The organism is Micromonospora sp. CPCC 205739 (assembly GCF_036906795.1).
Lineage (GTDB): Bacteria > Actinomycetota > Actinomycetes > Mycobacteriales > Micromonosporaceae > Micromonospora.
In genome coordinates this window covers 212240-225244 of sequence record NZ_JBAKHS010000005.1, presented here as the reverse complement: position 1 = coordinate 225244, position 13005 = coordinate 212240, and the positions used below count along the sequence as shown (strand labels likewise).

The 13005-nt window shown below is 74.7% G+C and carries 14 protein-coding genes and 1 pseudogene; 5 read left to right on the top strand and 10 right to left on the bottom strand.

Going from position 1 to position 13005, the window contains the following annotated elements; translation table 11 throughout:
* Positions 1-59: 59 nt before the first annotated feature.
* Positions 60-497: an ATP-binding protein gene (locus V6U88_RS11375; RefSeq protein ID WP_334452270.1), complete on the bottom strand. Its 438-nt coding sequence runs from the start codon at positions 495-497 to the stop codon at positions 60-62.
* On the bottom strand, positions 494-850 hold the full coding sequence (locus V6U88_RS11370; RefSeq protein WP_334452268.1) for an STAS domain-containing protein: 357 nt from the start codon (positions 848-850) through the stop codon (positions 494-496). Before V6U88_RS11370 ends, V6U88_RS11375 begins: the two co-directional genes overlap by 4 nt.
* A 139-nt stretch (positions 851-989) precedes the next feature.
* Between V6U88_RS11370 and V6U88_RS11365 the strand changes: the two genes are divergently transcribed.
* The 3 genes from V6U88_RS11365 to V6U88_RS11355 all read left to right on the top strand — a co-directional run bounded on the left by V6U88_RS11365 (position 990) and on the right by V6U88_RS11355 (position 4455).
* Positions 990-3464: a DEAD/DEAH box helicase gene (locus V6U88_RS11365; RefSeq protein WP_334452266.1), complete on the top strand. Its 2475-nt coding sequence runs from the start codon at positions 990-992 to the stop codon at positions 3462-3464.
* Positions 3465-3622: 158 nt separating this feature from the next.
* A complete protein-coding gene (locus V6U88_RS11360) occupies positions 3623-3829 on the top strand; it encodes a hypothetical protein (protein ID WP_334452264.1) in 207 nt (68 codons plus the stop codon).
* A gap of 47 nt (positions 3830-3876) precedes the next feature.
* On the top strand, positions 3877-4455 hold the full coding sequence (locus V6U88_RS11355) for a hypothetical protein (RefSeq protein ID WP_334452262.1): 579 nt from the start codon (positions 3877-3879) through the stop codon (positions 4453-4455).
* Positions 4456-4569: 114 nt separating this feature from the next.
* Here the strand turns inward: V6U88_RS11355 and V6U88_RS11350 are convergent, their stop codons facing one another.
* The 7 genes and pseudogenes from V6U88_RS11350 to ssd form a co-directional block, all read right to left on the bottom strand.
* The gene (locus V6U88_RS11350; protein WP_334452369.1) at positions 4570-4929 is read right to left on the bottom strand and encodes an Rv3654c family TadE-like protein; all 360 of its coding nucleotides are present in this window, start codon (positions 4927-4929) and stop codon (positions 4570-4572) included.
* Positions 4930-5063: 134 nt separating this feature from the next.
* Positions 5064-5432 carry a TadE family type IV pilus minor pilin gene (locus V6U88_RS11345; protein ID WP_334452260.1) on the bottom strand — a complete coding sequence of 123 codons (369 nt, stop codon included), beginning with the start codon at positions 5430-5432 and terminating at the stop codon, positions 5064-5066.
* Positions 5429-5557, bottom strand: a complete 129-nt coding sequence (locus tag V6U88_RS11340; protein ID WP_208418639.1) for a DUF4244 domain-containing protein — start codon at positions 5555-5557, stop codon at positions 5429-5431. Before V6U88_RS11340 ends, V6U88_RS11345 begins: the two co-directional genes overlap by 4 nt.
* Before the next feature lie 64 nt (positions 5558-5621).
* Entirely contained in the window at positions 5622-6359 is a 738-nt protein-coding gene (locus V6U88_RS11335; RefSeq protein WP_334452245.1) for a type II secretion system F family protein, read from the bottom strand.
* Positions 6356-7180, bottom strand: a pseudogene (locus V6U88_RS11330) (hypothetical protein); the annotation flags it as partial. The gene V6U88_RS11335 and the pseudogene V6U88_RS11330, both read right to left, overlap by 4 nt.
* A gap of 401 nt (positions 7181-7581) precedes the next feature.
* Positions 7582-8787: a TadA family conjugal transfer-associated ATPase gene (locus V6U88_RS11325; protein WP_334452243.1), complete on the bottom strand. Its 1206-nt coding sequence runs from the start codon at positions 8785-8787 to the stop codon at positions 7582-7584.
* On the bottom strand, positions 8784-9887 hold the full coding sequence (gene ssd / locus V6U88_RS11320) for a septum site-determining protein Ssd (RefSeq protein ID WP_334452241.1): 1104 nt from the start codon (positions 9885-9887) through the stop codon (positions 8784-8786). Before ssd ends, V6U88_RS11325 begins: the two co-directional genes overlap by 4 nt.
* A 399-nt stretch (positions 9888-10286) precedes the next feature.
* On the opposite strand from ssd, the gene V6U88_RS11315 reads away from it, so the two are divergent.
* Complete coding sequence (locus V6U88_RS11315; protein WP_334452239.1) at positions 10287-11099, top strand: VHL beta domain-containing protein; 813 nt, start codon at positions 10287-10289, stop codon at positions 11097-11099.
* A 42-nt stretch (positions 11100-11141) separates the two neighbouring features.
* On the opposite strand, the gene V6U88_RS11310 is transcribed toward V6U88_RS11315, so the two are convergent.
* On the bottom strand, positions 11142-11489 hold the full coding sequence (locus V6U88_RS11310) for a hypothetical protein (RefSeq protein WP_334452237.1): 348 nt from the start codon (positions 11487-11489) through the stop codon (positions 11142-11144).
* 174 nt (positions 11490-11663) lie between these two features.
* On the opposite strand from V6U88_RS11310, the gene V6U88_RS11305 reads away from it, so the two are divergent.
* Positions 11664-12845 (top strand): low temperature requirement protein A, encoded by a 1182-nt coding sequence (locus V6U88_RS11305; RefSeq protein ID WP_334452235.1) that lies wholly within the window; start codon positions 11664-11666, stop codon positions 12843-12845.
* Positions 12846-13005: the final 160 nt, after the last annotated feature.

Sequence of the window (13005 nt, the reverse complement as noted above, 5' to 3'; positions counted from 1 at the left end):
ATCAACGCGTCGAGGCCGCGACCCCGAAGGGTCACGGCCTCGACAGCGGAATGCGAAGGTCAGCGGCCGACCGGCCACACCATCCGGACCTCGGTCCCGACGCCCTCGTCGACCGGGCGGACCTGGAGGTCCTCCACAAAACCGGCGAGCAGGGCGAAGCCGACACCGGTGGTCAGCGCCTCGTCGGTCAGCGACTCGTTGGCCAGGTCGTCGGCGTTCAACGCGGCCAGGCCGATGCCGGCCTCGATCGGCGCCCGGTCCACCACTCGCACCGAGTACGCCCCGGAGTCGGACATCTCCACCAGCACCGGGTCGGGCAGCCCGTACTGCCGGTGCAGGGCGACCGCCCGGGTGCACGCCTCACCGATCGCCAGGCGCACCTCGTCGAGCAGGTTCTCGCGCACCCCGGCCCGGCGGGCCACCGCGACGCCGACCAGACGGGCGGTGCGCACGTGCACCGGAGCCGGCGAGAAGGAGAGTCGGACCGTCGCCATCACGCGCCGGCGCCGGTGGGGTCCGCCGCGATCGCCGCTTCGACCGTGGGGTGCAGCGGGAACACCTGGTCCAGCGCGGTGATCCGGAAGATCTTGAGCAGCGGCTCCTTGTCGCAGACCAGGGCGAACGAGCCACCGGCCGAACGGAGCCGCTTCAGGGCGCCGACCAGCACACCCAGGCCGGTCGAGTCGAGGAAGTCCACCCGGCCGAGGTCGACGACCACCCGCCGGTTGCCGGCGTCGATCAGCTCGAGGAGCCGTTCGCGCAGTCGGGGGGCGGTGTAGACGTCCACCTCACCGCCGACCTCGAGCACCGTGTGCTCCCCCACCGTGCGGGTCGCCAGCGACAGCTCCATCAGTCCTCCTCCGAGAGCCGTAAACTCTCCTGGGCATCTAACCATCCCCGCCGAGACGGCCTCTGGTCACCGGCGGAGGCTTCCTCTTACCCAGGCCCGGAGTTGAACACCTCCGAACACCAGTGCGAGAGTTCAGGACGTGAATCCCGCAGCCACCGTATCCGCAGGTCCGGGCCCCGAGCGACCGCCGACGGCGGCGCCGGGCGACCTGCTGCGCCGGCTGCGCGCCCGCCAGGGCGACGACCCGGTCACCCACGTCGAGCGGGTCCCGGCCCGTCCCGGCGAGCCCGCGCCGTGGCCGCAGTGGGCCCCGGAGGACCTGCGGGCGGCGTTCGCCCGGCGCGGCGTGGTCGCGCCGTGGCGGCACCAGGCGCAGGCCGCCGAGCTGGCGTACGCCGGGCGGCACGTGGTGGTGGCCACCGGCACCGCGTCCGGCAAGTCGCTGGCGTACCAGCTGCCCGCGCTGGCCACCCTGCTCGCCGACCCCCGGGCCACCGTGCTCTACCTGGCTCCGACCAAGGCGCTCGCCGCCGACCAGCTCCGCGCCGTCGCCGGCCTGGAACTCGACGGGGTACGCCCCGCCACCTACGACGGGGACACCCCGCGCGCCGAGCGGGAGTGGATCCGCCGGCACTCCCGGTTCGTGCTGACCAACCCGGACATGCTGCACCACGGCATCCTGCCCGGGCACGCGCACTGGTCCGGGTTCCTGCGCCGGCTGGCGTACGTGGTGATCGACGAGTGCCACACCTACCGGGGCGTGTTCGGCTCGCACGTCGCGCACGTGCTGCGCCGGCTGCGGCGGCAGTGCGCCAAGTACGGCCGTACCCCCGTCTTCGTGCTGGCCTCGGCGACGTCGGGTGACCCGGCGGCGGCGGCCGGGCGGCTCACCGGCCTGCCGGTGGCGGCCGTCACCGAGGACACCTCGCCGCGCGGCGGGGTGACCTTCGCGCTGTGGGAACCGCCGCTGCTGCCGCGTGATCCCTCGTCCGAGCAGGCCGTGGACCTCGCGCCGGTCCGCCGCTCGGCGCTGCGGGAGACCGCCGACCTGCTCGCCGACACCGTCGCCGAGGGGGTACGCACCCTCGCCTTCGTCCGGTCCCGCAAGGGCGCCGAGGTGGTGGCCGCGAACGCGCGGCGCGCGCTCGACGAGGCCGTCCCCGGGCTCGGCGACCGGGTGGCCGCCTACCGCGCCGGCTACCTGCGCGAGGAGCGGCGCGAGCTGGAACGCGCCCTGCTCCACGGCGACCTGCTCGGCCTCGCCTCCACCAACGCGCTGGAACTCGGCGTCGACCTGGTCGGCCTGGACGCCGTGCTGATCTGCGGCTGGCCGGGCACCCGGGCGTCGCTCTGGCAGCAGGCCGGGCGGGCCGGCCGCTCCGGCGACGAGGCCCTAGCGGTGCTGGTGGCCCGGGACGACCCGCTGGACACCTACCTGGTGCACCACCCGGAGGCGCTGTTCGGGCGGCCGGTCGAGGCGACCGTGCTCGACCCGGCCAACCCGTACGTGCTCGCCCCGCAGCTCGCCTGCGCGGCGGCGGAGGCCCCGCTCACCCCGGCCGACCTGGAGCTGTTCGGCGACGGCGCGAAGGAGGCGGTCGAGGAACTGGTCGCGGCGGGGGCGCTGCGGCAGCGGCCCACCGGCTGGTACTGGCGGCACCGGGAGCGGCCCGAGGTGGACCTGCGCGGCGAGGGCGGCGCGCCGGTCTGCGTGGTGGAGGCCTCGACCGGTCGGCTGCTCGGCACCGTCGACGGCGGCTCCTCGCACTTCCTCATCCACCCCGGCGCGGTCTACCTGCACCAGGGCGTCTCGTACGTGGTCGACTCGCTCGACCTCGACGACGGGTGCGCGCTGGTGCACGCCGAGGAGCCGGACTGGTCCACCCACGCCCGCGACGTCACCTCGCTGTCGGTGGTGTCGGTGCGCTCGTACGTGGACGCGGGGCCGGTCGGGCTCTTCCTCGGCGAGGTGGACGTGACGAGCCAGGTGGTGTCGTACCAGCGGCGGCGGATCGCCTCCGGCGAGGTGATCGACACCCGGCCGCTGGACCTGCCGGCCCGGGAACTGCGCACCGTCGCGGTCTGGTTCACCCTCTCCCCGCAGTCCCTGGCCGCCGCCGGGGTGGAGGCCGCCGACATTCCGGGCGCACTGCACGCCGCCGAGCATGCCGCGATCGGGCTGCTGCCGCTGATGGCCACCTGCGACCGCTGGGACATCGGCGGTCTCTCCACCGCCGTGCACCCGGACACCGAGGCCCCGACCGTCTTCGTGTACGACGGGCACCCGGGCGGGGCGGGCTTCGCCGAGCGGGCGTACGGGACGGCGGCGGCCTGGCTGTGCGCCACCCGGGACGCGATCGCCGAGTGCGGCTGCGAGGCGGGCTGCCCGTCGTGCGTGCAGTCGCCGAAGTGCGGCAACGGCAACAACCCGCTCTCCAAGCCGGACGCCGTCCGGGTCCTCGACGTGGTGCTCGCCAACCTGCCCGACGGTGGCGTGCCGGCCGGATCGGGTGAGGGTGCACCCGCGGCGGTCGAGCTGCCGGCCGCGCCGCTCCTGCCGCGTCAGGACGATCGGACCGACGCGCGGTCCGGCACGGACGCCGAGGTCACTTAAGGGCGCGAGCTGAGTCCGTTCGCTATCCGGGACACGTGCATGACCGGGTCGACCGGTGGGCATTGATGAGTGGGAGCGCTTCCATGGACGCCCTTCGGTCCACCGGTAGCGCTCACCACACCAGCCGAACCCGCCATTGCCGTACCGGAGGAGGAGCCGTGGCCGACACCATCGCCGAAACCGTCGACCTGCTCTATACGATCGACCAGGAGAAGCTCACCCCCGACCAGCAGATCGCCCTGGGTATCGCCCTGGCCGGCCTGGCGCAGGCGGAACGCCTCGAACAGATCAACGAGCGGCTACGCGGTATCCACCAGGTGCTCAACGCCTGGGCGCTGAAGGCGACGGTCGAGGGCGGACGCTGAGCCGCAGGTTGTGCGAGACTCCGGCGCACACTTCGGAGGAGACATACATGCAGCTCGACAATTTGCAGACGCAGCACCAGTTCCACGTCCGGCAGCGGATCCGGATGATGGTCAACCAGTACGAGGTCCGCGCCGTGGCCCCGGACGGCACCGAGGGGGAGCTGCTGGCGTTCGCGCAGCAGAAGCGGCTCGCCTTCAAGGAGCAGGTCACCATCTACACCGACGACTCGAAGCAGCAGCCCCTGCTCGGGTTCAAGGCACGGCAGCGGCTCGACCTCGGCGCCACGTACGACGTGACCGACGCGGCCGGCACCCCGATCGGGCAGTTCCGCAAGGACTTCGCCCAGTCGCTGCTGCGCTCGACCTGGCACGTCGAGCAGGCCGGCCTGCCGCAGATCACCGGTCAGGAGCGGAGCCTGCCGGTGGCGCTGCTGCGCCGCTTCGTGGACTCGCTGTCCTGGCTGCCGTACCACTTCGACTTCGTCGCCGACGGCCAGCCGGTCTTCTCGGTCGTCAAGAAGTGGGGCCTGCGCGACAAGTACGTCGTCGAGGTGCAGAACCCGCAGGTGGACCGCCGCCTGGTGATCGCGATGGCGATCGGGCTGGACGCGCTGCAGAGCCGCTGACCAGTTGACCGGCCGGGGTGCGTCCTGTGGGCGCGCGCCCGGCCGGCGTGCCGCCGCACGGCTCGTGCCCTCGCTTGTCAACGCTACCGCGTCCGCTGATCAGGTCGGCCCCGGTCAGTCGCGGCTTGGGCCGGCGCGCGAGGTGGCCGTGGCCACCCGGTGAAAGCCGGGCAGCGGGGTGACCGGCACCTCCACGGTCACCAGCACGTCGAGGCCGTCCAGGTGGCAACCGGCCAGGAATGCGCCGTTGGCCCGGGCGAACTCGGCCGCCGCCGCGCAGGCCACCCCGTCACCGTCCAGCGCCCAGCCCGCTGCGGCGAGCGCCGCGAAGTCGGCACCGACCCGGGCCTGGTGCCGAGCCGTCCGGGCGGTGCCGATCGCCGCGCCGAAGACCCCGACCAGGACGAACACCAGGCCGACGACGAGCAGGCACACCGTCGCCCCACCCCGGTCGGACGCACCGGGTCGCCTCAGCGTCAGGGCTGCGCCGCCGGGAAGCCCGGACCGCCCCCGCGTCGCGGCAGCGCCGGGAAGCCCGACGACCCGGGATCGCGAGGGCATCACGGCCCGCCCTCTGCGGAGCCCGACGACCACGGACCGCGCCCGCCTCACGGTTGCGCCGCCGGGGAGCCCGGCTCGACGGCGGCGACCGTGGTGGCCGCCACGGTGATCCGGGGCAGGCGGGCGCCGAGCGCTCGGACCGGTGCCCGCACCGTCGCGGTGACCCGGTCGCCGTCCACCCTCACCGAGACGTCCGCCCCTGGTGGTGCGATCCGCGCCCCGGCCGCCGTGCCGCTCTCGCCCCGGGAGGCGGCGAGCGCCGCCTCCCGGGCCGCATCCAGACAGGCGGCCTTGGTGGTGACCGCGTCGACCGCGGTAAGACCGGCGAGCAGGAGCAGGAGCAGCGCCGGCAGGCCGGCCGCCAGCTCGGCGGTGAACGAACCCCGGTCACGGCCGGCCAGCCGGCGCCGGCTCACTTCAACGCCCGGTCGATGACCGCAGTCAGGGCGGACTGCACGTTGCCGGAGGTGAGCACCTTGAGCAGGATGCCCGCGAAGGCGACGGCGGCGAGGGTGCCGACGGCGTACTCGGCGGTGTTCATCCCGGCGTCCCCGCGGAGCCGGGCGAGGAGTTTGCGCACTGGCGTGTCCCTTCTCGATGGTGGATCAGAGGACGTCGCCGAGGACGGCGACGATCACCGGCACCAGGCCGGCGAGAATGAAGGCCGGTAGGAAACAGAGCCCCAGCGGCAGCACGATGAGCACGCCGGCGCGGCGGGCCGCCGCCTCGGCGGCGGTGGACCGGTCGGCCCGCAGGTCGTCGGCGACCCGGGTCAGCGCCCCGGCGAGCGCCGCCCCACTGCGCGAGGTGCGCATGGCGGCGGTGACCAGGCGGTCCGCCCCCGGTACCGCGCCGAGATGCGACCAGGCCTCGTCGGACTGCCCACCGAGCAGCAGCGTCCGGCCGACCCGGTGGAGCCGCTCGGCCAGCGGTCCGCCGAGCGCGTCGGCCACCGCGAGCACCGAGCGGTCGACCGGCGCGCCGGCGCGCAACGCCGCGGCCAGCAGGTCGGCGGCCAGGGGAAGGTCCGCGGCCTCCCGCAGCCGGCGGTCGCGGGCGGCGGGGGATTCGATCCGCCGGAGCAGGCGGTCCGCCACCAGCGCGGCCACCACCCCGGCGAGGCAACCCGGTGCCCCGCCGAGCAGTACCGCCACCGCCACTCCGGCCAGCCCGGCACCCAGCCGTACCCGGTCGGGCCACCACCGGGGACGGCGGTCTTCGGCCGATCGAGCCCGGCCACCCAGTCTGCGCAGCCGTCGGGAGGGGCGGACTCCGGGCGTACGGACCGCCAGCAGCAGCGCCGCCACGACGAGACACGCCGCGATCCAGTGCTGCCGGTTCATCGGGCGCTCGTGTCCGGCGTGCCACCGAGCCGCTCGGCCCAGAGCAGGCCAGCGATCTGCAACGCCATGGCGGTAACCGCGCTGGCCGCCCCGACCGGGGTGTGCAGCAGCACCGCCACCGGGTCGGCGCCGATGCCGTAGCCGAGACCGATCCCGCCGAGCGGGAGGGCGGCGAGCAGCAGGGCGGTGGCCCTGGCGCCGGCGGCCTGGGCCGAGGCGGCGGCCAGTCCCCGGTCCATCGCCCGTGCGTCGGCCTCGACCCGTTCGATGAGTTCGGCCAGCGGCGCACCGGTCCGGTCGGCGAGCCGCACGGCGGCCCGGGTCAGGCTCCCGAGGCGGTCGCCGTCGTCGTCGGGCGTCGGGACGGGCAGGCCGGCCCGCAGGTCGGCGGCGAGACCGCAGAGCTGGTCCAACCGGCGACGGCGCTGGCCGACCGCGTGCCGGGTCGCCCGGTGCCGGAGCACGGCCCGGGCACCGAGCACGCCGTACCCGCCGAGGAGGACCCCGGCGACGGGCCCGGCGGCGAGCCCGCCCAGTGCCGCTGCCACGAGTCCGACCAGGAGAAGCGTCCGGCGCGGGCGACCGATCAGCGGCGGGAGGAGCCACGACCATCGGGCGGCCGGTCCGGCGGTGCGGACGCCGTCCGATCCCGGGGAGGTGGCGGCGTGGTTCAGTCGGCGGATCTCGCTCGCACCGAGCCGTAGCAGTCCCGACGGTCGACGGGAGTCGCGCCGACCGGGCGGGCGGAACGACGGTGGCCTGGTCAGAGCCGCCGCCGGACTGGCGAGCCGGCCACCGGCCATGGGAGAAGGGGTCGGGCCCGCGATGGGCGCGGTCGCCACGGCGCAGCGGCGGTCCGGGGCCGATGCGAGCTGGCTCGACGCCTGCGTCGTGCCGATGCGGCGCGGGCCTGGCGCAGTCGTCGCCGGTGTGACGGGGCCAGCCCATGGCGGACCAGCGGGCGCGGAGGCTGGTTCGGCAGACGGCGAGAGGCCAGGTCCAGGCGAGGGCGCTTCAGCCGACAGCCGGGTGGAGGGCTCGGACGCCAGGAAGACGGAGGAGGCAGTGCGAACCGGCTCGGCGTCGTGAGCGGTGAGCACGGGCTGCCCGGATGCGCCGACGCCGAACAGGGCGCGGCGTCGCCGCCGGCTGCTGCGGGCCGGCCAGGCCACCACCGCTGCCGCGAACACCAGCAGTGCCGCCACCAGCCAGATCGGCAGACTCATGCCGGCCCCGCCGACCCGGGCCATGGCTCGCACAGGATCGGCGGCACGGCCACGCCACGGTCCCGCAGCAGCGTGGCGAGGGCCCGACCGGCGAGACCCAGCCCCCTCCCGCGTATCCAGGCGGGCACGACGGTGACCAGGCGGTCGGCCCCCTCCGGGAGCAGGAGACAGATCGACTCCAGCACCCGGCCGCGCGGGCCTCGTCGTACCTGGAGCAGCACCTGGAGCGCGGCGGTCACCTGGGCGTGCAACGCGGCCCTGGGGAGCCCGCCGAGCAAGCCGAGCGCCTCCAACCGGGCCGGCACGTCGGCCGGGGTGTTCGCGTGCAACGTCCCGGCGCCCCCGTCGTGGCCGGTGTTGAGGGCGGCGAGCAGGTCGACCACCTCCCCGCCCCGGCACTCGCCGACCACCAGCCGGTCGGGGCGCATCCGCAACGCCTGCCGGACCAGCTCGCTGAGGCCCACCGCGCCGGTGCCTTCGACGTTGGCCGTCCGGGCCTGGAGCCCCACCACGTGCGGATGCACCGGGTGCAGCTCGGCGGCGTCCTCCACCAGCACGATCCGCTCGGTCGACGGCACCAGCCCGAGCAGCGTGTTGAGCAGCGTGGTCTTGCCCGAGCCGGTGCCGCCGGTGACCAGGTACGCCAGCCGGGCGGCCACCACGGCCGCCAGGACCGGGGCGACCGGTCGCGGGACGGTGCCCTGACGTACCAGTTCGTCGAGGGTGAACGGCCGCTGGCGGAAGGTCCGCAGGGAGAGGTACGGGCCGTCGGTCGCCACCGGGGGCAGCACGGCGTGCAGCCGGGTGCCGTCGGGCAGCCGCGCGTCCGCGTACGGGGAGCCGTCGTCGAGCCGGCGGCCGGCGGCCGCGGTGAGCCGCTGCGCCAACCGCCGTACGTCGTCGACGGAGCCGAGCGGCACCGCCACCTGGCGCAGTCCCTCGCCCCGGTCGACCCACACCCTGGTCCCGTTGACCAGCACGTCGGTGACCTGCGGATCGGCCAGCAGCGGAGCGAGCGGCCCGGCGCCGACCAGGTCGTCGCGGACCCGGTCGGCCATCCGCAGCACGGCGGTGTCACCGAGGACGGCGGCGGTGGGTTCGGCGCGTACGGCGGAGACGATCGCGGCCGGGGTGACCGGGGTGGCACTGCCGGCCATCCGCTGCCGCACCCGGGCCGACAGGTCGTCGGGGTGGCCGGTCATGCCGCACCCGGCACGGGCAGGCCGGTCAGCTCGGTGACGATCCGCCGGCAGAGCGCGGCGAGCGGGCCGCGCCCGGCCCCGGCCGGTGCCTCGCCGCGTTCCAGCCCCCGGCACAGCGCCGGCTCGGGCCGCAGCGTGCCGGCGAGCGGAAGGCCGAGGGCGCGCGCCACCTCGGCCGCCTTCAGCCGGCCGGGTGCCGGCCCGCGCACGATCACGCCGAGCGCGGCGCAGTGCGGGGCCGCCGCGGCGACCACCCGGGCCGCCGCTGCCGTCGCCCGCAGCTCGGCCGGTACGACCAGGTACGCCTGGTCGGACGCCTGCAAGGCGACCACCGACGCGTCGTCGAGTTGGCGGGGCACGTCGACCACCACGAAGTCCCGGCCCCGGCGGGCGGCGTCGAGCGTGGCCGCCATCGCCTGGGCGGGCAGGGACAGCAGGTCTCCCCGATCCCAGGAGAGCACCACCAGGTCACCCCGGCTGGGCAGCGCGCGGACCAGTGCCGGCGCGTCCACCCGGCCGTCGGCGTCGGTGAGCGCCGGCCAGCGCAGGCCGTCCAGCTCCTCCCAGCCGAGGACGAGGTCGAGGCCGCCGCCGAGCGGGTCGGCGTCGACCAGCAGGGTGCGCAGGCGGGCCCGGGCGGCGGTGACCGCGAGGGCGCCGGCGAACACGCTGGCCCCCGCGCCGCCCCGGCCGCCGAGCACCGCGACCGTCCGTGCCGGCTCGCCGAACGGGCGGTCGGCGCCGCACTCGGTGAACCGGTCGACCAGCCAGGGCTCGGCCGCCGGGAGGGTGGCGACGTGCTCCGCGCCGAGCAGCTCGGCGATCTCCCATCCCGGGTCGAGTTCCCCGGTGCGACCGACCAGGACCGTGCGGGGGCGTCGGGGCAGCCTCGCCCGCAGGCACGCCTGCGCCTGGTCACGGCCGACCAGCACCAGCGGTGCGGGCAGCCACCGGGCCCGCGCGGCGGCGGGATCGGCGGCAAGCTCGACCTCCGTACCGCCTGCGGCGGCGAGCCGGAGCAGTTCGTCGAGGAGGTCGCCGTCCGAGGTCACCAGGAGCGGCAGCCGCCGGTGCGGCGGCAGTGAGGTACGGGGTGGCATTGCGGCCTCCAGCGGTCCGGCTCGGGGGTGCTGGCCCAGACCCTGCTCCCCGCTCCACCCCGCCCGCCGCCCTCGCACCGCCGCCTGTGGACAACGGCAGGACCTGTGGACAACCCACTCGACCGCCGGTCGATCTGTTATGTGCAATGGACGGTGGCCTGACGAAGCGCAAACAGCGCCGTCCGGCGGGCACCCGTCACATCATCGACGCGGCGTGGCGCACAAATGGCCGATCGACCGTTCGCGCCTCACCGTTGGCACCGGGAGGGCGCGAAAACGCCGGTCAAAATGGTCCCGTCCGCCACCTCGCAACCCATTGACGGCCGACGACCTGGCCCGCCGATAATCGGTTCTCCCCTGCCACCGGCCAAGGTGGCTGCGCTTCCCGGGAACGGGGCCATGGCCGATCCGTCCGACGAGACCCACCACCCCGACACCACCCTCCGGATCGGCGGCTGGCTGCCCGCACCGCGCGAGGCGGGGCCACCTTCGCCGTACCCGTCGATCGAACCCCGGGACGGGCGGCCCGGCGCCGGCCCACCGCCCGGGCCGGAGCGGTCGGTGCCGGCGGCCCACCAGCCGGCGCCCCGCCCCGGCGGCCCGAAGCGGTCGCTGCTGCTGGGCTGCGCTGTGGTCGGTGCGCTCGCCACCCTGGCCGTGGCGTCGTCGCCGATCTGGACGGCGCCGCCACGGCCGGAGGAGGGACCGGCGGCCGCCGCGCCGACCATCCCGCTCGATCAGGCGGACGACACCCCTTCGGCGACCCAGCCCACCGCCACCTTCTCCCGAGCGCCCGTGTCGCTCTCCACCCGGGCCTCGCTGCGGTCGCCCACTCCCGCCGCCTCGCCCACCGACCGGCCGCGCACTCCCACCGGGGGTACGACGACCAGCTCCCGCCCGTCGACCACGCCGCGGGCGCAGCCGCGATCGGACGAGCTCCCGCCGCTGCCGGCATCGCAGGAACGCTCGCTGCGCTCCAGCGGTGGTGGTGCCGAGACGTTCGTCGACTTCGTCAACGACCGCGATGGGCAGGTCGTCGTGTACTGGCTCGACTACCACGGCCAGCGGCGGCGGTACGCGGTACTGGAACCGGGCCGGTCGTACCGGCAGCAGACCTACGTGGGTCACCCGTGGGTGGTCACCGACGCCGGCGGGCGCGCACTGGCCTGCTTCCTGCCCGCGCCGGAGACCAGGAAAGCGGTGGCCCGGTAGGGCCGCCCCCATCGAAAGGGAGCGGCCCCGGGCACCGGCGGATCAGCCGATTCGATCGGTCCAGGCGGTATCGAGGACCAACTGGTACGCGCTGAGGCGAACGGGTGCGAGCGTCAGCAGCTCGTGGGCGAGCAGCTCGCCCGTGTTCGGATCGAAGATCAACAGGGATTGAGCGTGGTGCTCGCGGTCGTCGAAGGTCACGGCTACGCCCTTGCGTCCGGCACGATCGGTCACCTGCCCTCGCCACAGGAATCCGGGAACATCCGCGAGGACACGGAGGATCTCCGCACGGGTCCGGCGCGGCACGACGTACCGCCCGTACACGGTGCTGACCTCCTTGCTCGCGGCGCCCGCGCCGTACCTGACCTTGAGCAGTTCCGGGACGGTCACTGTCAGCGTTGCTGTCGGCGGGCGCTCGCGCCGTCGCGACCAACCCCTCAACAGCGACCATCTGATACGTAGCGCTTGGCGGGCCGGTCGCATGAGGGCCAGCACGCTCCGGCCGGCCGCTGCCGCATGACAGAATGCCATAGACTGGGCAAAGCTGGCAGAACGGGCGAGCCGATGACGACGAGCAGGACCGCCGAGCTGCTGCGGAAAGCCGGGGATCCACAGCGGGCTACGTTCCTGGAACTCTTCTTCGACCTGGTGTTTGTCCTCGCGCTCGTTCAGCTCTCGCGCGGCCTGGCCGAGGATCTCGGGTGGAGCGGTGCCTTCCGGACGCTGGTGCTGTTGGGGGCCATGTGGTGGATCTGGTCCAGCACCGCGTGGCTAACCGACCGGACGGACCCGCAACGACCGGTATTCCAGGCGCTGGTCATCGCGACCATGGTCGGCAGCCTGGTGATGGCGGCCGCGGTGCCCGAGGCATTCGGCGACACGGGCCTGATCTTCGCGGGCGCCTACGTCGCCATCCAGTTCGGCCGCGGGCTCGTCCTCGTGACCGTTCTGCGGGGCCACGAACTGCAGCGCCACGGCATGCGCGGGCTGTTCTGGTACGGCCTGTCGGCGCTGCCGTGGATCGCGGGGGCGCTCATGCACGGCACGGCGCGTGGCGCGTTGTGGGCACTCGCGGTGCTCCTTGACCACACGGCAGGCACAATCGGCTTCCCCACCCCGGGGGCGGGCCGAACGTCCAGCCAAGACCTTGTGATCTCGGGCGAGCACCTGTCCGAGCGCTACCGGCAGTTCTTCATCATCGCGCTCGGCGAGCTGATCCTGGTTACCGGACTGGCGCTGAGCAGCAGCGGCTTCGCGCCGGACGTGGTCGCCGCGTTCGCAGTGTCGATCGCGACCACCGTGCTGCTGTGGCGGATCTACATATACCGCGCTGGGCAAGTCCTGGCGGAAGCGATTGCCGTCTCTGCCGACCCGGTCCGCCTCGCCCGATCGGCGTCATACGCCCACCTGGCCATGGTGGTCGGCGTGGTCGCTGCAGCCGTCGGCGCCGAACTCGTCATCGCCCATCCACTCGGGCACACCCCACCGGCCTGGATCGCCGTCATCCTCGGCGGACCCGCGCTGTACCTGGCCGGGCGCGCCCGCTTCGAGCACGCGGTATTCGGCCGCGTGTCCCGGTCCCGACCGATCGGCGTCCTTGCGCTGGCCGCCCTGACACCGGCGATGCTCCCCCTGCCGCCACTCGTGGTCGCCGCCGCTGCCACCCTCGTCCTGACCGGGATCGCCATATCCGACGCAGCCCGCGCCCGCAGACGCCCGTCCGAGCCGCCGTCACCACCCGGCTAGCCGGAAGCGTCACCCATCTCTTGAGACTGTTCCGTCACGCAGGTCCTGAGACCCGATAGGCCGGCAGCCGGCCGGTCGCGGGACGTCAAGCCGGTGACGATCAGGTGAGAGGACTTCTTCGGCAAGCTGCTCCCCGCCGTACCGCCCCGGCATCGGGCGA

Bases quoted from the DNA above. Each gene is read 5' to 3' on its own strand.
- V6U88_RS11370 (WP_334452268.1), bottom strand. From the start codon at position 850: ATGGAGCTGTCGCTGGCGACCCGCACGGTGGGGGAGCACACGGTGCTC.
- V6U88_RS11355 (WP_334452262.1), top strand. From the start codon at position 3,877: ATGCAGCTCGACAATTTGCAGACGCAGCACCAGTTCCACGTCCGGCAG.
- V6U88_RS11340 (WP_208418639.1), bottom strand. From the start codon at position 5,557: ATGAACACCGCCGAGTACGCCGTCGGCACCCTCGCCGCCGTCGCCTTC.
- V6U88_RS11335 (WP_334452245.1), bottom strand. From the start codon at position 6,359: ATGAACCGGCAGCACTGGATCGCGGCGTGTCTCGTCGTGGCGGCGCTG.
- V6U88_RS11325 (WP_334452243.1), bottom strand. From the start codon at position 8,787: ATGACCGGCCACCCCGACGACCTGTCGGCCCGGGTGCGGCAGCGGATG.
- ssd (WP_334452241.1), bottom strand. From the start codon at position 9,887: ATGCCACCCCGTACCTCACTGCCGCCGCACCGGCGGCTGCCGCTCCTG.
- V6U88_RS11315 (WP_334452239.1), top strand. From the start codon at position 10,287: ATGGCCGATCCGTCCGACGAGACCCACCACCCCGACACCACCCTCCGG.
- V6U88_RS11305 (WP_334452235.1), top strand. From the start codon at position 11,664: ATGACGACGAGCAGGACCGCCGAGCTGCTGCGGAAAGCCGGGGATCCA.